This is a genomic window from Lelliottia amnigena, assembly GCF_019047465.1.
Taxonomy (GTDB): domain Bacteria; phylum Pseudomonadota; class Gammaproteobacteria; order Enterobacterales; family Enterobacteriaceae; genus Enterobacter; species Enterobacter amnigenus.
Genome location: NZ_CP077236.1, coordinates 637,833 through 657,977, shown reverse-complemented (window position 1 = coordinate 657,977; position 20,145 = coordinate 637,833). Strand labels below are relative to the sequence as shown.

General features: G+C 45.4%; 14 protein-coding genes, 1 other RNA gene and 1 pseudogene. 7 read left to right on the top strand and 9 right to left on the bottom strand.

Going from position 1 to position 20,145, the window contains the following annotated elements; translation table 11 throughout:
* Positions 1-122 precede the first annotated feature (122 nt).
* The gene (locus tag I6L74_RS03070) at positions 123-1,364 is read left to right on the top strand and encodes a hypothetical protein (RefSeq protein ID WP_059177776.1); all 1,242 of its coding nucleotides are present in this window, start codon (positions 123-125) and stop codon (positions 1,362-1,364) included.
* Between the two features lie 41 nt (positions 1,365-1,405).
* On the opposite strand, the pseudogene I6L74_RS21355 reads toward I6L74_RS03070, so the two are convergent.
* Positions 1,406-1,535, bottom strand: a pseudogene (locus I6L74_RS21355) (IS5/IS1182 family transposase); the annotation flags it as partial.
* Positions 1,536-1,875: 340 nt separating this feature from the next.
* Between I6L74_RS21355 and I6L74_RS03065 the strand changes: the two are divergent.
* From I6L74_RS03065 to hyoA, 3 genes are all read left to right on the top strand, one after another.
* Complete coding sequence (locus tag I6L74_RS03065) at positions 1,876-4,185, top strand: AAA family ATPase (RefSeq protein WP_059177777.1); 2,310 nt, start codon at positions 1,876-1,878, stop codon at positions 4,183-4,185.
* Positions 4,182-6,131: a UvrD-helicase domain-containing protein gene (locus I6L74_RS03060; protein WP_059177778.1), complete on the top strand. Its 1,950-nt coding sequence runs from the start codon at positions 4,182-4,184 to the stop codon at positions 6,129-6,131. The genes I6L74_RS03065 and I6L74_RS03060 overlap by 4 nt, the downstream gene beginning before the upstream one ends.
* Positions 6,132-6,249: 118 nt before the next feature.
* On the top strand, positions 6,250-10,563 hold the full coding sequence (gene hyoA, locus I6L74_RS03055; RefSeq protein WP_059177779.1) for an NACHT domain-containing antiphage protein HyoA: 4,314 nt from the start codon (positions 6,250-6,252) through the stop codon (positions 10,561-10,563).
* A 154-nt stretch (positions 10,564-10,717) separates the two neighbouring features.
* On the opposite strand, the gene I6L74_RS03050 is transcribed toward hyoA, so the two are convergent.
* The 5 genes from I6L74_RS03050 to smpB all read right to left on the bottom strand — a co-directional run bounded on the left by I6L74_RS03050 (position 10,718) and on the right by smpB (position 15,355).
* Positions 10,718-11,608: an SIR2 family protein gene (locus tag I6L74_RS03050; RefSeq protein WP_059177780.1), complete on the bottom strand. Its 891-nt coding sequence runs from the start codon at positions 11,606-11,608 to the stop codon at positions 10,718-10,720.
* Positions 11,609-11,677: 69 nt separating this feature from the next.
* Complete coding sequence (locus I6L74_RS03045; protein ID WP_059177781.1) at positions 11,678-12,592, bottom strand: FRG domain-containing protein; 915 nt, start codon at positions 12,590-12,592, stop codon at positions 11,678-11,680.
* Between the two features lie 373 nt (positions 12,593-12,965).
* The gene (locus tag I6L74_RS03040) at positions 12,966-14,207 is read right to left on the bottom strand and encodes an integrase (RefSeq protein ID WP_059177782.1); all 1,242 of its coding nucleotides are present in this window, start codon (positions 14,205-14,207) and stop codon (positions 12,966-12,968) included.
* 204 nt (positions 14,208-14,411) lie between these two features.
* Positions 14,412-14,774: a transfer-messenger RNA gene (gene ssrA, locus I6L74_RS03035) on the bottom strand.
* Positions 14,775-14,872: 98 nt separating this feature from the next.
* Positions 14,873-15,355, bottom strand: a complete 483-nt coding sequence (gene smpB / locus I6L74_RS03030) for an SsrA-binding protein SmpB (RefSeq protein WP_059177783.1) — start codon at positions 15,353-15,355, stop codon at positions 14,873-14,875.
* 162 nt (positions 15,356-15,517) lie between these two features.
* Between smpB and I6L74_RS03025 the strand changes: the two genes are divergently transcribed.
* Together I6L74_RS03025 and I6L74_RS03020 are read left to right on the top strand one after the other, a co-directional pair.
* Positions 15,518-15,955 carry a type II toxin-antitoxin system RatA family toxin gene (locus tag I6L74_RS03025; protein ID WP_041689497.1) on the top strand — a complete coding sequence of 146 codons (438 nt, stop codon included), beginning with the start codon at positions 15,518-15,520 and terminating at the stop codon, positions 15,953-15,955.
* Entirely contained in the window at positions 15,945-16,232 is a 288-nt protein-coding gene (locus tag I6L74_RS03020; protein ID WP_059177784.1) for an RnfH family protein, read from the top strand. Before I6L74_RS03025 ends, I6L74_RS03020 begins: the two co-directional genes overlap by 11 nt.
* 81 nt (positions 16,233-16,313) lie before the next feature.
* Here the strand turns inward: I6L74_RS03020 and bamE are convergent, their stop codons facing one another.
* The 3 genes from bamE to nadK all read right to left on the bottom strand — a co-directional run bounded on the left by bamE (position 16,314) and on the right by nadK (position 19,420).
* Positions 16,314-16,655: an outer membrane protein assembly factor BamE gene (bamE, locus tag I6L74_RS03015; protein ID WP_015960091.1), complete on the bottom strand. Its 342-nt coding sequence runs from the start codon at positions 16,653-16,655 to the stop codon at positions 16,314-16,316.
* A 138-nt stretch (positions 16,656-16,793) separates the two neighbouring features.
* Positions 16,794-18,455 carry a DNA repair protein RecN gene (gene recN, locus I6L74_RS03010; protein WP_059177785.1) on the bottom strand — a complete coding sequence of 554 codons (1,662 nt, stop codon included), beginning with the start codon at positions 18,453-18,455 and terminating at the stop codon, positions 16,794-16,796.
* Positions 18,456-18,541: 86 nt separating this feature from the next.
* Entirely contained in the window at positions 18,542-19,420 is an 879-nt protein-coding gene (gene nadK / locus I6L74_RS03005) for an NAD(+) kinase (RefSeq protein WP_015960089.1), read from the bottom strand.
* Positions 19,421-19,542: 122 nt separating this feature from the next.
* Between nadK and grpE the strand changes: the two genes are divergently transcribed.
* Positions 19,543-20,136 (top strand): nucleotide exchange factor GrpE, encoded by a 594-nt coding sequence (gene grpE / locus I6L74_RS03000; protein WP_059177786.1) that lies wholly within the window; start codon positions 19,543-19,545, stop codon positions 20,134-20,136.
* The last annotated feature ends 9 nt before the right edge of the window (positions 20,137-20,145 follow it).

Here is a 20,145-nt window from a genome sequence, read left to right as displayed (position 1 = left end):
GTTTAATAACGGCTCTCCGTTATTCAATACCTGAGCCGACTGGCTGGTATACGATGGATTGTAATGAAGTCGAATGGTGTCTAAAATTGGCAATTACCACTTACTTTTTTTGACACTAACTTATGCCAGCCACAACATCTGTACAGAAAGCAGCGTTTGATGCTATCGACAGTCTTCACTTTAGTCAGGTGGTGATGAGTCTCATATGCGCAGACCCCGTTGCAGAAGAGTGGTATCGCCGTATTTTTCGCAGAATCAACAGTATCCTTCAGAAGGCAGGGATCACTGGAAAACAGGCCCAGATAGCCAGGCATTATTTGCTGGGTGCTCTTGAAATCCACTTGTCTATTGATAGCAACTATTTTTCGGATAAAGTTGAGCACAATAATAAAGGTGTTGATGGTGGTGCACCTTATAACAGAGAACTTCACGAGAAATTTGTTGAACACAACCGAAATTATAGTATCGCTATACTTTGCAATATTGCTGATTTTAATGGTGTCGACAGAGAGTTCTTTTTTCAGGCAACGGAGGAGTTATTTAATGATAAGATATTATCTACCATGCCGCGTTTTATCAGATATCGTCTTACCGAATGTTGCTATGCGCTGGAATATCCTGATGCTCCTCTCTTTTTTTATCGGGAGTTGGTGACTCTGGGTATTGTTTTATGTGGAAAATACTCACATCATCGTGACCGGTTTGTGAAGAAGTCTGATTCAGAATTATCACATTTGTTCATTCGTGCAGGCTTACTTTTTGAGTTTAAGATGCTGCAAAGAGCAGTGCAGGTGATAACCTCCCTCAATAAAAATGGTACTCTTGTTTTACCCGCTGCAGATCTCCGAATGTCCTTTACAGAGCGAAAGAATATTGCTGATTACTATAAAAGACTTGTTGATGTTTGGTTGCTGGAAGATAAGCCTGGTTCATTTGTTGTTTTTCAGTGTAAAAGTGATGTTTCGGATTTAGATGTTAAAATACTTCTTAAAAATATGAGCAGATTTTATTTTCATAAACGAATGTTTGATGGTACGCAGGGAAGCTGGCTGGGAACACTGGGAGCATTTGATATTGAGGTTAGCCGTTGGGTAGAACCAGAGCTTGCGATTTATTACGAGGGTAATAATAGTCTTACAATTTCAGAAGAAATTAGATCTAAGTTTATGGAGTTTGGTTTTAGTGTATCAGCTAGAAATTTGTATTTGCGGCATAAAGCGGTAAGAAAAAATAGTTACTCTAAAATCCGATATTATTATGCCCTCTTATTGAATCAGCCATGCATCTTCCCTTGGTATCTTAATGACAATAGTTGTTACGACATGGCTCTGGGGTTTGATGGTTCTGAAGACTTTGTTGAATAAATAAAATTTAAGGCGAGTTCCCTGTAACAGATCATCGTTCTTGCAATACGCACGCTTTCTGGCATCTCCGCCTTAGTCATTTCGTTCAGCGCACACTCCATACCCAAAAACCTCTGCAACCTGACCGTCGTAGTCACGCAACGTCAGTGTTCCGCCGAACAACTGTTTTATGTGTCTGCTGGTACTTTATCAGCGCCTTCTGGCGCTGGGATAGGATCACTCTCAGGAAGGATTTATATTTGAACATAGTTCTTGAACAAGTGGGTTTACGTCATTACGCAAATCTATAGGCCATGCCGATTGCTAACCCTATGCCCAAAAACACTGTGACATGAATCAGTTAGAGTATATTTAAGGATTGGCATTTTTTAGCGAAGCGGTAATATGACTTGCCGTGTCAATTCTTTCTAATTGTGCCTCAAGAGCATCAAGGTTGAAGGACTCGGGCTTGCGGCGTGGCGCTAAGCTGCTACAGGTTGGCGCATCCCTATACGGATCGAGAGGAGCCACAATGTCAGCAGCAGACGCCACTACATCATTATCTGGGCAGATATCCCTTCGGTTTGTTGAGCTTTGCCAGTTCCGCCGACTTGGTAAGGTCCAGCTTGAGATTGATCCTAAGACTACTATTCTCGTCGGTGCTAATAATAGCGGCAAAACATCAATTCTGGCAGCGCTGCGCCACTTCCTCGCAGATGGCTCGTCATTTGGTGCTTTCGACATCAGTGTTTCTCAATGGCCAAAATTGCGGGAACTTGGAAGAGCTTGGGACGCATTAGAAGAAGACCCATCTACGTCTGGCGCATCCGAAGGTGAATGGGAAGAGCAACTCCGAACCTTACTTTCGGCGATGCCAACGCTAGATCTATGGTTCGATGCTAAGGCCGGTATGTTCCACTATGTCTCCCCGTTCTTGTCAAAATTCAGTTGGAAGGGGGGTGGGGTAGGTGTCCGATTGCGTCTGGAACCTGCTACGAACATTGAGGAGCTGAAGCAGTTGGCTTGGAAGTATCACCTGACGAGAATACCTGTGAAGGATATGGGAAAGGATTCGCTTGCGTGGCCGATTGATCTTCTTGATTTTTGGCTGCGAGAACCTTCTCAACTCGGCCAGGTTCGGGCCTATAAGTTAGATGCCGATAACAACCCTTTGGACGGAATAAAGACCTACGTTAGCCAGGTACTGGATGCTGACTCTAGCCCAATTGATCGTAAGCACCTGCAGAAACTTATAAAAGTAGACTTTGTGGCTGCACAGCGTGGCCTTGGTAGTGAGGAAGCTGATTCCCGATCTGCTTCTGGCCCCCATCGCATAGGTTTATTCTCCAACCAGCTTCTCAAATTTGCTCGACAGCACCTAAATGTGGCTGCAACAGGTCATGGGCACCGAGCTGACCTCATAAAAGCTGTTGCTGAGGCGCAGCAGGAACTAGATAAAAAGATCCATGAGGCTATAGGACCTTCGGTAGAAGAGGTTAAAGAGCTTGGGTATCCAGGCTTGCATGATCCCCAAGAGATTCGTTTCCGAACGCGCATACAGACAGCTGATTTACTCGACCATGGAACCGCTGTTCAATACAGCATGCAGAAGGATTCGTTAGAAGAGCTTCTCCCGGAATATTCCATTGGTCTCGGTTATCAGAATTTACAATCGCTTAGTTACCAACTTGTTTCTTTCAAAGCTGCTCGCCTAAATCCTGAAAAGGGCGCTCCAGTACCTGTTCACCTGGTTATGATTGAGGAGCCCGAGGCTCATTTGCACGTCCAGGTACAACGTATATTTCCTGGCAAGGCACATAAGTTAATAAGCCCTAACGGTAGCGATGAGTTAGGACTTAAAAGCCAATTGATTATCAGTACTCATTCTAGCCATCTAGCACATGCTGAGAATTTTGACCGGCTACGATATGTTCGCCGCATTGCTAAGAGTGATGAACAAACCATGCCTACCACTGAGGTGGTCAATCTTGGGCAAGTTTTTGGTGATGATAAAACGACCCGTCAATTCGCTGAGCGTTATTTTCGCGTTCAGCACACAGATCTTTTATTCGCCAATGCTGCAATCTTTGTCGAGGGGGTTGCTGAGCGTATGCTGTTGCCTCTTTTCATTGAAAGAGATTTTGCAATACTCAACAGTCGCTATCTGTCCTTCCTTGATATTGGTGGTAGCCATGCTCATCGGCTAAGGTCTCTCGTTGAAAGACTCCGTATTCCTACTGTAATTATTACAGATATCGATCCTGTTGAAGAAAAACTTGGTAAACCTAAAAAAAATGGTGAACCAGCTAGAACCTTGGTTGCTGTGGCTAATACAGGACAGCCCGGGCTGCAATGCGGAAACCCGACTCTTCGTGGATGGCATCCTAAGCTGCAACAGCTTGAAGATTTCAAGAATCCGAAAGATGAGCATCTTGTCTGGAACGAAATTGCCGAATGTTCTGTCCGATTCGCATGGCAATTGCCTGTAGCCGAAGCCGATAGTCAGTGGCCGAGTACTTTTGAGGATTCGCTTATCCTAAGAAATATTCCTTGGTTTAAGGAGTTGATGAATGAAAAGGTCGATGACGAAGGCAAGCAAATAACGCCGCCGAAAGGCGCGCTGGGCTCAGTAGCAAGACAGGTTGCTGAAAATGATAATATTCCAGAACTGCTCGCGGCCCTGCATAAATTAATGCATGGGTCTTTTAATAAAGGAGACTTTGCCGCAAGCATCTTTGAAAAGGTCGCTGCGGAAGAGCCGATTGTCTGTCCTAAATATATCGTGGATGCATTGGAATGGCTCCAGACACAGCTTGAGCCAAGCAAGGAGGTGATACCATGACTAACTCACCAATCCTTGACAGCAATGATCGCGATGCAGGGGTAGTAGAAGAAATTTGTGGCTATCTTACAGATATTCCACCTCGTAACTACTTCCTTTTTGCAGGGGCTGGTTCTGGTAAAACACGAACATTGGTGGAAGTTTTACGTCGCCTTACTGGTGTGTCCAAGCATGAGAAAGGGGGGCAATTAGCACGGTCCCTGAAGATGTATGGGCGTTCGATTAGAGTTGTGACCTACACCAAGAATGCTGTCTCTGTAATCAACGGACGTCTTGGGGACAATAATTTAGTCAGTGTGTCTACCATCCATTCGTTTTGCTGGGAATTGATTAACGGGTTTAACGATGACATTCGTGAGGCTCTTATTGCATTAAAAGAAGCGCAACTTGCTAGAGACACTGCAGAGGCGGAAGCAAAACCGAGAGGTATAACTCCAGCTAAACAACGCGCTCTCGACGAAATTATAGATGAAATCGAAATTCTGCGAGCGACAGAAGTATTCATATACCATCCCGACCGTAATACGTATGGTCCGGGTGCTTTACCACACAATTACGTACTGGACGCGACTGCATGGTTGCTTCGGAATAAACCGACACTTCAAAGTATTCTCAAAGATCGACATCCAATCATACTTATTGATGAGTCGCAGGACACGATGAAAGGTGTACTGGACTCATTGATGTTACTTGCCGAAAAGCGGGAGCGAGATTTGACTCTTGGTTTGCTGGGAGATCATCGACAACGAATTTATACAGATGGTCATGCGGATCTTCCAAGCATTGTTCCGGAAAACTGGGCAACGCCTGAGTTACAAATGAATCATCGTAGTCAGCGACGGATAGTCACACTGATTAATAAAATCTGGGAAACTGAACTGGAAGGTAGGACGCAACCAACAAAGGGTTCAGCACAACATCCCCGAACGGAAAAAGCTGGTGGAACGGTTCGGCTCTTCTTGGGGGATACATCACGAAGTCCAGAAGATAAAGTGCTTAGTGAACGCTGGTGCGCTGAGCGAATGTTTGAAATTAGTGGTTTAGCAGATTGGAATCAAGGGCAATATCAGTTGCTTGCGCTTGAGCATAAGCTTGTTGCCACTCGTGGCTCGTTTCTTGATGTTTATGAGGCAATGGTTCTGTTAGATCCTAATGCAGCAGCGCCATCTGGCAGTGGTGATAATAAGGGGCCTTCATCTGTACAAACATTGCTTAATGAACTGGCACACTTGGAAGCCTGTATAAGCAATGACGGGATTCTAAATGAGTTCATGGCAACTGAGGTTTTTAGACGATATGGCAGGTTAGATAATATTCCTCAAGACTATGAAGCAAGAGCCGCACGTACTGACGAAATACTCAAGGCGGTAAATATATTTGCGGCGGCTTGCGCTCAACCAGAGTCAACGGTTGCTGATGTGTTAGCGCCAGTCTTGTGTGCAAGCTTGTTCGAGATAGATCATCGCCTTCAGGAGGCTTATGCCGATAAGTCACCAACCCCCCCAGCTCCTGGACGAGGTGAGGATGAGTCAAAACAAACAAGAAGGCGCCGTGGATGGTGTGCACTGTTTGCTGCTCCATGGAAACAACTTAAGTGCTATCGGAATTACCTTGCTGGGATTTCAGAGCTTGCAACACATCAGGTAGTTAAAGGCTCTGAGTTCAAGCACGTCATGGTTGTAATGGATGATGAGCTTGCCGGAGGGTTCCTCATTAAATACGACAAGGTTTTTGGCGGTATGGAGCTAAGTAAACGGGACAAAGATAATGCTGAAGCTGGCAAAGAGACAACCATCGACCGGACTTTACGATTACTGTACGTAACTTGCAGCCGTGCGCAAGAATCGCTCGCCTTAGTGCTTTGGTCGTCCGATCCAGCTGCAGCAATGACCAGAATTAAGCAAAGCCAATGGTTTGCTGAAGACGAAATACAGGTCATTCCATAGTGTCGCCAAAAGATAGATATGCAATACCGAATCCTAAGGATAATTCCATTGCCGAGTTAATCCTTAGTTCTCTGAAAATAAGAGCGTATCAGAATATAGACTCTCGAGGTGTTTTGAAATGATGTACCAGTCTGTCCCGCTTGCACGATATTTTTCTTTACTACCTAAGTCAAAGGCTGACTCAGATGAAAGCGAATTGCACTCGCTTTGGAGTACACAGAAACGCACTGAGTGGCAAACGCTTGAAGAAGAATATCGCTGTGTCATTTTGGCGGAAGCAGGAGCGGGAAAAACCTTCGAGATGGAATCTCGGGCAAAGCATATCCAGCAATCAGGTCGAGCAGCATTCTTCATCAGAATAGAAGATATAGAAGATGGTTTCGAAAATGCTTTTGAAGTTGGTTGCGCAGAATCCTTTGAAAACTGGCTGAAATCTCACGAGGATGCATGGTTTTTTCTTGACTCGGTCGATGAGGCTCGCCTTGAAAATCCTCGAGCTTTTGAGAAAGCAATTAGGCGTTTTTCATTGAAGATCAAATCAGCGCAACAGCGTGCGCACATTTTCGTTTCTAGTCGCCCATATGCATGGCGTGCACGAACTGATCGAGAACTGTTAGAGCAACATTTACCCTTCGAAAAGTTGCTGGCTGATGCGACGGTCATTGAAGAAAGTGATTCTAATGAAATCGATGAAGATGAGGTAGTTGAAGTATGTAGCGCTCTACAAGTATTTATACTCGATCCTCTAGATGAGAGTGGCATTCGTATCTTTGCCGAACATCGTGAAACACCACAAATAGAAAAGCTGATTATTGAACTTCACCGTGCAAATCTGACATCGATGGCAGCGCGGCCATTCGATCTTGAGAGTATTTTGGCTAAGTGGAAAACCGAACAAAGGCTTGGTGGACGCCTTGAGTTACTTCAGCACAATATTGATCTTCGTTTAAACGAGATTGATCCAAACCGTTCGCAACGGCAACCACTCAATCGAGAGAATGCAATATCAGGCGTACGTTTACTTGCCGCTGCGGCTATTATGACTGGTGAACCTGGCATTCGAATCCCAGATGCCACCCATCCAGGCGAAGGCATTGATGCGGAAGTTGTTTTAGGTGATTGGAACCCATCAGAGGTTAGAGCACTACTTGAACGTGGTATCTTCAATGATGTCATATATGGCATGGTACGATTTCGGCACCGAGAAGTGCGAGAGCTCCTCGCTGCAGAATGGTTTAGTCGTCAATTAAATGATGGTCATTCTCGTCGAGCAATAGAGTCCCTATTTATTCGCGAACAATATGGTCAATTAGTTATAACTCCTCGTTTACGACCGATATTGCCTTGGTTAATCTTGTTCGATAGTGAATTACGTCAAAAAGTATTGAAAATATCGCCTGAGATCGTGGTTGAGGGAGGAGATGTAGCTCGCTTACCTTTAACTGAACGACAAATGATACTCACAGATGTCGTTAGACGTATTGCTGAAGGCAAGGATGATCATTCGGCACGTGATAATAATGCCATTGCCCGTATAGCCCAACCAGATTTAATGAATGATACCCTCAATTTAATTCTGGAGTATCGAAAAAATGATGATGCTATTTTCTTCTTGGGAAGATTAGTTTGGCAAGGTGGTATGACGGGGTGTGTGCCGACTCTTTTAGAAATTGCAATTGATCCAGCCCTAGGTATTTATGCTCGGATCGCAGCTATACGCGCTGTGATGTCATGTGGAGATAGGACACATATAAATCATCTATGGAGCGAGCTGATTCGTTTACCTTATATTTTACCGCGACAATTGCTGGCTGAGGTACTGGGAAATGCTAGCCCTGATGCTGTCTCTGCTAATTTATTGTTGGTGTCGTTAGAAAAACTGGAAACTTATAAGCGGTATGAAACATCTGGATTAAAACAAGCTTTGCATGATTTCATTGATCGCTTCCCGAATGATTTGACCGCGCTAAAACCGTTGGAAACAATAATTAGTGGTCTGAACGGTTATCTTGACCGAGAACCTTATATTGAGCGAGGGGAGTGCCATGCCTCGAAAGAGTTCGTATGGCTTTTAGGCCCGGCAACACATGCAGTTGAACGATTGGTTTCTACATATTCTGAAGCAGCACTTTCATCGGATGCACTTGCTGTTATGTTAAAAGTTCCGGCGGTGCGATTCTGGCGAAGTGAGGATTTCGACGAGTACAAAAACATACTTCATGAAATTGTTCCTGTTTGGAAGGAACTAAATGATGCACTGTTCTGGAAAAGTATTGAAGAAGCGCGTAGCAGAATCGAGACAAAGAAATCCGAACGGCTGATCGATGATTACTCTGTGCAGTGGCTCGGTCACTTTTGGCAATTCGGGCCTGAACGATTCGAAGACGTGCTGAGTTTTATCGCTGCGCACGATTTTTTGGATGACAAGCTTGTGGCGGTTTCCCTTGCCTTTAGGCTTTATAATTTGGCTGAGAAACCTGAAGACTGGTTACGTGAACTCAGACGTGTAACAGAAGATCGAGCCGAGGTTAAAGAGTACCTTGAGACTTTTTTGAACCCGCAGAGGTTGCAAAAAGCTTTTGAATGGGAAGAAAAAGAAGCACGGCGTCGGGAGAAACGGGCAATAGAAAAAGAAGAGCGCAACCGTAACCGGATTGCGTGGATTAATCGCTTAAGGGCTACACCGGATTTTATTAGAAATCCCCCTGGATTTAAACCAGGAGATTTCAGTAATGACCAGCATTGGCTTTTGTGTGAAATTGAAGGTAACGGTAATCGTTCTGATGGGGCAAATTGGGGAAAGTTGATACCTGAATTTGGTGAGGATGTTGCAAGAGCATACCGTGATGCAGCAATTAGGCATTGGCGAAATTTTATCCCTTCTCTGAAGTCTGAGGGCAGTGAAGCAAACTCAGTTCCCTATAAATTAATATTTGCTATGGCAGGCCTGGAAATCGAAGCAAATGAGAATGATGCTTTTCCAGCATGTTTGACTGACGCTGAGGTGCAGCATGCACTTCGGTATATTATCTGGGAGCTAAATGGGCTACCAAAATGGCTGGAGAAGTTACATCATACTTTTCCTGAAATGGTGCTGGGAGCAATTCTTACAGAATTAAATTGGGAATTGACGCATACTGCAGTCGACGAGTCTATGCATTATATTTTGTGTAAACTTGTGATTCATGCACCATGGATACATCCATACTTGGCTCCAGCATTAATTGACTGGATGGAGCAAAACAAAATCGTTAACTCAGACCTACTTCGTTACTGTATTTATATTTTGCAAAACGGAAATGTTGATTCTAAGGTTATATTAAAGCTAGTTGAATTAAAAGTTTCGCAAAGCGCTGTAAAAGAGCAGTTAGCGACTTGGTATGCACTTTGGGTTGACCTTAATGCGGAAGAAGCGATTCTTGTCGTTGATAGTTGGTTGTCAGGCCTCCAGTCAGAAGAGGCTTCAATAGAAGCACAGTTGTTTATAACAAAATTAATGGGGACTCGTTTTTCTAGGAATGCAGCTTATGGTAATGGCGACAGCCTCGGAGTCAAACACCTTAAAGCGTTATATATTCTCATGCATCGATATATTCGAGTTGAGGATGATATAGAACGGGCTGGTAAGGGGGTGTATTCTCCGGAGCTGAGAGATGATGCGCAAGATGGCCGTAATGCTCTGTTTAACAGGTTGTCTGCAATTCCAGGAAAAGAGACCTATTTTGCCTTAATAGAACTATCTGGAGAACATCCAGTTATTGAATCCCGCTCTTGGATGAGCAAGTTAGCTTATAAACGAGCTGAAGAGGATGCAGATTTAGAACCATGGTCGGCACAGCAAATGCGAGAATTTTCTAGGAGCCAGATGAGTACGCCAACAACACATCGACAGCTCTTTGATCTTACTGTTAACCGCCTGATTGATCTCAAGTCATGGATCGAAGTCGGAAATGATAGCCCATACAGGACTTGGCAAAGAGTTGAAGGTGAAACCGAGATGCGGAACCTAGTGGCGGGTTGGTTGAATAATAATTCTTCAGGCCGCTATAGCTGCGCTCAGGAAAACGAGCTTCCGAATAGACAAAGACCAGACATCTGGACTCAAAATCCACATATCCCCTCGCCAGTGCCTATCGAACTGAAATTGCTCGATAACTGGTCCGGCCCAGAATTATGTGAGCGGCTACGCAATCAACTTGCAGGTGATTACTTACGAGAGGAAACAGCAGGCTGTGGAATAATGCTTTTAGTTTGGCAGGGAAAATCTAACCAAGTTTACTGGCAGATTGGGAAGCGAAGAGCAAAGCTTTCTAACTTTGAAGAAGCACTTAAATTTTATTGGAATTCTATTGCCAGTAATTTTCCAGGTGTTGCTGCGATCGATATAATTCTTATTGATCTTACCTTAAGAAACACTAAATCGAATATCTAAGGTGGCTGTTGAAGCACATTTTAATGTTGTGAGATTATAGTTAGTTATTTCCAATGTTATTAGATATTCAAACTGAATGCCAGTTGTGAGAAAACGTATAAGTTAGAAGTAAATGGGTCCAGTCAAGTTGTAGGATGGACTGGACTTATTACTTTTACGCTGCTATTGAATCTTTGAAATTAATATTCATTTTATTAATTGCAGAATTATACATTTTTTTGTAGTCATTATTAGATAAATTAAGAGCTACAACCTCTACATTAAATGATTTTAAAAGCCCTGCTTTTTCAGTTGAAATTTCATTGACGTAAAAGTAAATTTTATTATTAACTAATCCATTAGAAGAAAAACGAGCTCGCTTGTTAAGTAGCCACCAAATATCAATCTCAGTATAATCCAAAGAAAAACCAATAATGTGCACATTAGTAGAAAAGAAGAGATCAACCCAGGATGTGAAACAAAAGGATGAATTCTCAAGTTTCTTCAGCATGGGTTCAACATATCGTTCCTCCCCGTCAATCTTATGCTTATATGTTCCTTTCACATAAGAATCTATTTTACTTACTGATCCACAATAGTGATCTAACCCAAGCATAATAGATTTTGGCTGCCCTATTTCACCATGTATGTTCCAAAGGAATTTTATTCCTTCTATAGAATCATATTTTCTCTTTCTTCTTAAACTATAAATATCTTCAGTGCTCAATTTTTCAGGTGTAAGCCCAAGAGCCTTTTCGAAAGCATAGTCGTAATTTGTAGTTAAATAATTTTCAATCTTTAATGTTGCTAAGGTTTTAAGTATTTCATTGGAATCTTGTAGTTGTAATTCTTTGGCTATTACCTCTTTAATTTCAAGCTCATCTATTTTTTCTCGTTTTTCAGAGGTGTGTTTTTCCATGAAAATTCTTTCATACACCATGGTGTTAGGTAGTTCACCGCTTGAGAAAATACTAGTACCTTTTATTTTGTCTAATAAGTCACTCCAGCTAATTGCATTCGTCGAAAGTCTATTGATTCCATTTCCAAATAACAGTGTGTTACCCATATCTCGCCTATAAACAGTACGTGTAAATTGTATGATTTCTCAATGTGATTAAAAGCACGCTGAGTCTTGCTAGTGTAATTTATACTGAGTTAATATATGCTCAGCAACACCTTTGTATCCAGGGAAAATTCTGGCTGCATCGTACCCTAGTTTAGACAAAATATTACTTCCTTTTTTGGCTTGTGAGCATGGTAGAGTGAACCGTTTGAATAATACGATGTTTTCTTCTTTTTTGTATGTGTCGGCGACTAGAGCATCAAGCGGTCTGCGATCTACTACTTTGACTAGGCCATTCTGCAAAAGTTGCATTTCATTAATCATTGAGGGCAATTGGATTGGCCAATGAGTAAATAGGCCCTTCTGAGCATTCAAATTAGGGTTGTTTGCATAATGAGGTGTGATGAAATCAATGTTGATTCTATTAACTGTTGGTTTTAAAAAAGATATGTATTCTTTGTTAAGTGCCCATATTTCTAACCTGCCTTCTTTCTCGAACGCTCCTCTTAGTGCAAAAAATAGTGCTACAAATATGTCATATGTCCAATCAAGTAATCTTGTTGGTATACCATAATGTTGCGCTAGTGCGGCAGTTTCTAATAAGTCTTTGGGGATCCATATATCACTTTCGTATGGGGTGTTGAGACCATGAATATCAAATTGTTGAGCTAGATTAACTCTCATCCTATCAGAAGTTGGAACATCTAATCCTCTTTGATCTGCTAAGCGATAAAAAGCTCTTAGGACCGAGTACTCGCCCTTAACTTGCCATGATTGCCAATTATGCTGAGGTTCAATAGGTCTACCTAATCCACACGTTTTCCAAAACCAATCAATATTGTTTAATCTCAATGCAGTCGGGATCAATTCATATGATTCTTGACTATGTCCTCTAAAAATAAAGCCTTCCAAGTTTGAACTCTCTCCCCATGGAGAAAAGAATTCAAACATTTCGTCTATACTCACAAAATCAAGGGATTCAATCATCGAAACGCCTACAAGTAAAAATTCTAAGGATGCCTAGGTCCCGGAAGTCTAAAATTATTCTAGGCTGCTTTCATTAAATTATTCATGCAAAATTACTGCTAATTCACCATTGTTTCAATAGGTTATTGTGTAATGATGAAATCATGTTCGACAGAATCTATGCATGTGGTCCAAAATTTTCTCATCCCTCATCCCTCATCCCTCATCCCTCATCCCTCATCCCTCATCCCTCATCCAGCAGTTCAGTGAGAGTTTCTGTGTTGAAGCGGCTAAGAACTGATTACACCAGCGTATGCCCATGTTCGCATCTGGTACACCAAGTAAGGATTCAGTCAACTTAGTAAACACGTCAGATCATATCTTCGTTAATAGGCTATCCAACTAACCGCATTCCCTTCATCCCACCTTCAATTATACTTCCGCAGTCTGCAGCCATCACGAAATCAGCCCACCACTGCATCATTGGTCGTCGCTGCTCAAGGTAATCGCTGCGGTTATAAGCGCGGCGAACCTCATTCTTATCCACATGGGCCAATGCAGCCTCAATAACATCAGGTGAAAATCCCTGCTCATTAAGGGCCGTACTTGCAATAGATCGCAGACCGTGTGAAACAAGCACACCACCAAAACCTGCACGTTTCAGTGAAGCGTTTACGGTTTGGCTATTCATTGGCTGGTTGGGCTTGATACGGCTAGGGAAGATAAATTCCCGGTTGCCGCTTAACGGCTTCATCATCTCCAATATCGCAATTGCTTCATCTGACAATGGAACAGTGTGGTCGCGGTTCATTTTCATGCGTGATGCAGGGATTTTCCATTCTCGTGCTTCCAGGTCTATCTCGTCCCAGCGGGCTTCAGCTGCTTCAGCAGGGCGGGTGATAGTAAGAAGTTGCCACATAAACAGGCACCGTGTTGGTAGGATAATGTTGGCGGTACGCATGGTCTGCATGAGTTGTGGTAGCTGGTCTGGACGGATACTTGGCATGTTCTTTTTCTGAGGCTTCTCGAATGCCTTGCCAATATTGACGCTGGGGACAGCATCAATCAGGCCTGTGTTTTGAGCATAAACCATGACCTCATTGATTCGTTGGCACAGGCGACGGACGGTTTCCAGAGCTCCTCTGGCCTGAACCGGTTGAACGGCCTGAACCAGTGTATGAGCTTTAATATCTGTAATACTGATATCGCCAATCGCTGGTAAAACGTCTCTCTCCAGCGAGCGCCAGATATCCTCTGCGTAGTCCTTGGTCACACTAGCTTTCTTCACATTCCACCAACGTTCAGCTACGAGTTGGAAAGTGTTGGTTTTGGCTTCAAGCGAACTGCGCAGCTGTTCTTGGTGATGCTCCTGCGGATCGATTTGTTTTGCGAGGAGAACGCGAGTCTCTGCCCGGTAGCTTCTCGCATCAGCAAGGGTAACTGACGGGTAAGCTCCAATGCTCTTTTTCGCTCGCTTCTTGGTGGCAGGGCGAAGGTAGCGAAACTGCCAGATTTTACTGCCACTTGATTTGATGAGTAGTTCAAGGCCATCGCCATCATAGAGAACGTAGTCCGCTTCCTTGGGTTTGGCGGATTCGATTTCTTTGACTGATAAAGGTTTGGTTTGTCTTGCCATTGCCGGGTTTCCATAGTTTTAGGCACCTCAAAAACAATAATGCTTTATGAGGTGCCTAACAAGGTGCCTAAAAGGTTCGGATTTAATTAGTTTGCTTCAGACTTCCCAGGACAAATTGCAGGCACAAAAAAGCCCGCAGGGCTTGTGCCATGCGGGCTCTTTAGACTTTATCGGATGACTCTGGTAATCATCGATTGAAGATTTTGGTGGAGCTGGGGGGATTTGAACCCCCGTCCGAAATTACTACATCCTCGGTACTACATGCTTAGTCAGTCTTTACATTCGCACGCCAGCTGCGGACAGACACGCCACTAACGAACTAGCCTGATTAGTTTTAGCACTTCAGCCCCAGGCAGGACATCCGCGCGATCTCTTTTGGGTTTGACCTCTCTTTATCCCCGTCTTAAGAGCGGAAGCTAGGGAGAGAGGGCTCTTAGCAGGGTATTAAGCTGCTAAAGCGTAGTTTTCGTCGTTTGCGACTATTTTTTTGCGGCTTTTTACGAGGCAAACCGCCCCTCGGCATGCACCTTGGGTTTCGCAAATCCCGTCGAATCCAGAATCAGCCCCAATGTGTTGAACTCAGTATACCAGAATTGCGAACAGAGACGCCAGTCCGGAAGGTCAAGTTCTTAAATTACTGTAATCTGTATAAAATTTACGCGGGATTACCGCCCCGCGTGTTTCATGATTCGTGCTTTATCGACCTGCCATTCGCGATCTTTCAGATCTGAACGTTTGTCATGCTGTTTCTTACCTTTCGCCACGCCAATTTTGACTTTGCACCAGGCGTTCTTCCAGTACAGCGAGAGCGCAACGACGGTGTAGCCTTCACGGTTAATGCGTCCGTAAAGGGATTCCAGCTCGCGCTGATTCAGCAGCAGCTTACGGGTGCGAATCGGGTCGCAAACGTAGTGGGAAGAGGCGACAGCCAGCGGCGTAAAGTTCGCGCCGAACAAGAAGGCTTCGCCATCCATCAGAATCACATAACTGTCGCTGATATTGGCTTTCCCCGCACGCAGGGATTTCACTTCCCAGCCCTGTAAGGAGAGACCAGCTTCGAATTCTTCTTCAATGAAATATTCATGGCGGGCACGCTTGTTGAGCGCAATGGTGGCCGAGCCAGGTTTATGTACTTTTTTCTTCGTCATAAGTGTCGTAAAACCATAGGTAATCTGATTTCAAAAAGTAACCTCATTGCGACTGCGTCCTGTGAGGTCTAACGCGCTATCTTAGCACGAGATGAGGCCTGCCGTTTTTTTAACAAGGGATAAATGTTATTATTTGTTGGTTGTGTGACCATGGAAAATGCTATGCCTCAGATTAGCCGTACTGCGCTTGTTCCTTTTAGCGTGGAGCAAATGTACCAGTTAGTGAACGACGTTAAGTCCTATCCACAGTTTATTCCGGGATGCACCGGAAGCCGAGTGCTGGAAGCCGGTCCGACTCAGATGACGGCGGCAGTGGATGTCTCGAAAGCGGGGATCAGTAAAACGTTTACCACCCGTAACACGTTGACCGACAATCAGAGCATTTTGATGCATCTGGTTGATGGCCCGTTCAAAAAGCTGATGGGTGGCTGGAAGTTTACGCCACTGAGTGCTGACGCGTGCCGCATTGAGTTTCATCTGGACTTCGAATTTACCAATAAGCTGATTGAGCTGGCGTTTGGTCGGATTTTCAAGGAGTTGGCTGCGAATATGGTTCAGGCGTTCACTGTCCGTGCGAAAGAGGTTTACAGTGTCGCGTAAGATCGCTGTCGAAGTCGCTTACGCATTACCTGAAAAGCAGTATCTGCAGCAGGTAAAATTGGATGAGGGCGCAACCGTTGAGGACGCGATCCGGGCATCCGGTTTGCTGGAACTTCGTCGCGACATTGACCTGGCTAAGAATAAAGTGGGCATCTACAGCCGGCCCGTTAAGCTGGGCGATGTGCTGAATGATGGCGATCGCGTTGAGATTTATCGTCCGCTGATTGCTGATCCGAAAGAGCTGCGTCGTCAGCGCGCGGAGAAGGCAGGGAAGTAGAAACTTCTCTCGCTGGCTTCAGAAGAGGTAATAAAAAAGGTGCTCAATGAGCACCTTTTTGCATTTCTCAATTCTGAAAACTTACTCTTTGGTGAGAGCCGGTTTGTTGTCAATGTTCGTTAACACACCGCTGCTGTTAAAGGTCAGCGTGAGCGTCTGCTGCGTTACGCCTTCATGACCAGGCTGCTGGCGGAAAACGTAGAACCAGGTATTGGTGCCGAATGGATCGGACATCATCGGGGTTCCCAGTGCATAAGCGACCTGCTGTTGTGTCATACCGACACGAACTTTTGACACATCGTTAGGTGTGAGGTAGTTCCCCTGGTTGATGTCAGGACGGTAAACCACTCGCTCCAGAGTGGAACAACCTGCGGTCAACATCAGAAGAACCGCTGCGACAGCGGTCAGCGTTTTACAGCGCATAGTGATTTGATTCCTTTTCGGGCCCGAGCAATACGCGGCTCATATGTTATATGCCGATGATAATAGACCTTGCCCCACTTTGAAACCGGTCTGACGGCGTTTTTGTTGTTCTGTATGACCCTGAGATCCCGAAAAAGTTTATGCAGCCAGCAGTTCTTTGGCATTTGCGAGCGTATTTCGTGTGACTTCACTACCGCCCAACAGTCGTGCCAGCTCCTGCAGACGCGCACGTTTATCAAGCGGCTGCATATGGGTTTCTGTCATTTCGCCATCCGTTTCTTTACTCACAAAGAAATGATGGTGCCCACAACCTGCCACCTGCGGAAGGTGAGTGACGCACATCACTTGGGTAGACTCACCCAACTGGCGTAATAATTTGCCCACAACGGCAGCAGTTGGGCCGCTGATCCCGACATCCACTTCATCGAAGATCAGTGCTGGCGTTTCCATTTTACGTGCAGTAATCACCTGGATGGCCAGAGCGATACGGGAAAGCTCACCGCCCGATGCCACTTTCGAGATCGCCTGTAAAGGCTGTCCTGGGTTCGTTGTTACGCGAAACTCAACACGATCTGCACCGTCGGCGGTGAGATGTTGTTCTTCAAATTTGACGTCGATCGCAAAGACGCCGTGTGGCATTGATAATACATGCATGCTGTCAGTAATGTGCTGACTCAATTCCTGAGCGTACTGCTGGCGTACCCCATGAAGCTGCTTGGCTGTGGCCAGCGCCTGCTGATGGTGAATATTCGCCGCCAGTGCAAGGGTTTCCAGAGAGTCGGCTTGATCGTCAAGCTGCTGCTGCTCATCCAGTAAAGACTGATGATAATTGGGTAGCTCTTCCGGCGTGACGTGGTGTTTACGTGCCAGAGAAATCTGTTTGGAGATGCGTTGTTCAAGTTCAAACAAACGATTCGGATCAAGATCCAGACGCTCACAATAATGGCGCAGCTCTTCACTGGCTTCAGAAATCTGAATCGCCGCTTCTTCAAGCATATCCATTACGCTTGAAAGTTTACTGTCCAGTCCCACCAGCTCAGTCACCTGTTGGCGAACGCTATACAGCTGGCTTTGCAGGTTGACGTCTTCACCATCGGCCAGCAGATTTAAGGCGTGCTGGCTGGTTGAAATCAGGTGGCCGCTGTTCGCCAGTCGTTTGTACTCTTCGTCGATTTGTTCGAATTCGCCTGGCTGTGGCTGAAATTCATTAAGTTCTTTAAGCTGATACTCCAGCAGTTCGGCACGCGCTAAACGTTCCTGACTTTGCTGCTGTTGCTGGGCCAGCTCGCGGCAGCTTTGATGCCACTGACGATAGTGCTCAGCCATCAGTTGAGTGAGCGCATACTCACCTGCATAGCCGTCGAGAAGGGACTTTTGTTGTTCAGGCTTAATCAATTGCTGATGGGCATGTTGACCGTGGATTTGGATCAGCAACTGGCCCAATTCCCGAAGTTGGGACAGAGGAACCGCAGTACCGTTGATAAAGCCGCGAGAACGACCATCGCTACTGATCACGCGACGAAGTAAACACTCACGTCCATCTTCTAGCTGGTTCGCCTCAAGCCATCGCAGGGCGGCAGGGGTGTCTTTAAGGGAGAAACGTGCGCAGAGATCGGCGCGGTTTGCGCCTGAGCGTACGATATCGCCTTCGGCACGACCGCCAAGGCACAAGCCGAGCGCATCAATGGCAATAGATTTACCCGCACCGGTTTCACCGGTAATGGCCGTCATTCCGCTCAGGAAGTCGATCTCAAGTTCACGAACAATGGCGAAGTTGCTGATGGTCAGTTGTGCCAGCATAATTGTTTTCCTGTATGAAAAACCATAACTGTATTTTCATACAGTATAAACTGGTTTTTTATACAGTAAAGTACTGGATGCAAAAATTAGAACAATTTTTTCGACCAGCCGAGTTTCGAACTTAATGTATTGAAATAGCTGTAGTCTTTTGGATGGATCAGATTTAAATGGTAGTCGCAACGACGGATTAACACGTCTTCACCTTCCTGGATAGGCAGGGCAATCTGGCTGTCGCAGCTAATTTCGAGGTCGTTACGACGATGTGAAAAGCGTAGTCGGATCGTGCTGCTGCTGTTAATCACCAGCGGGCGAGCAGAGAGGGTGTGCGGGAACATGGGAACTAACGTGATCGCGTCCAGAGACGGAGTCAGAATCGGTCCGCCCGCGGAAAGGGAATATGCCGTTGAGCCAGTGGGTGTCGAAATGATTAACCCATCAGAGCGCTGTGAAAAGGCGAAAACTTCGTCGATATAGACTTCAAATTCAATCATATGTGCGACTTTCCCAGGGTGCAGCACAACTTCATTAATCGCCGTACTGATGCGCTTCTGGCAGTCTTGCTGGCATACTTGCGCTTCCAGCAGAAAGCGTTTTTCGCTGATATAATGACCATCGAGTACATCAGCAAGCTGCTGATGGGCGTTGTCAGGGTCGAGATCGGTCAGGAAACCCAGGTTGCCGCGATTGATACCAATGACCTTAATATCGTAGCGCGCCAGCGTTCGTGCGGCACCCAGCATGTTGCCGTCACCGCCGACCACGACCGCGAGATCGGCCTGCTGTCCGATTTCCGCCAGCGTGCCGGTTTTCACATTTTTAAGCTGTAATTCCTGGGCAATTTGCTGCTCAACCATCACTTCATAACCTTTCGCGCACAGCCAGCGATACAGCATTTCATGTGTCGTCAGCGCGGTTGGATGACGTGGATGTCCGACAATTCCAATACACTTGAAATGATTATTCATTTTCTGGAGGTCCTTGTGCCGAATGATGGTGACAATGTGCTTTGTTCCCTTGAATCCCGGAAACTGATCCCCATAATAAGCGAAGTTAGCGAGATGAATGCAGAAAAAACGCGGAGAAATTCATGAGTAGTAAAGAACAGAAAACGCCTGAGGGGCAAGCCCCTGAAGAAATTATCACGGAACAGCATGAAGAAGTTGAGGCTGTAGAGCCAGACGCTTCTGCTGAGCAGGTGGACCCGCGCGATGAAAAAATTGCGAATCTGGAAGCTCAGTTAACTGAAGCGCAGAATCGTGAGCGCGAAGGTGTGCTGCGTGTTAAAGCTGAAATGGAAAACCTGCGTCGTCGTACTGAGCTCGACGTTGAGAAAGCGCATAAATTTGCGCTGGAGAAATTCGTCAATGAGCTGTTGCCGGTGATTGATAGCCTGGATCGCGCGCTGGAAGTGGCAGACAAAGCGAATCCGGATATGACGGCGATGGTTGAAGGTCTTGAACTGACGCTGAAATCCATGCTGGATGTGGTGCGTAAGTTCGGCGTTGAAGTGGTTGCAGAGACTAACGTAGCGCTGGACCCGAACGTTCACCAGGCCATTGCGATGGTTGAGTCAGAAGACGTTACTGCCGGTAACGTGCTGGCCGTGATGCAGAAAGGCTATACGCTGAATGGCCGTACAATTCGTGCTGCCATGGTCACTGTCGCGAAAGCGAAGGGCTAATTCCGTTTC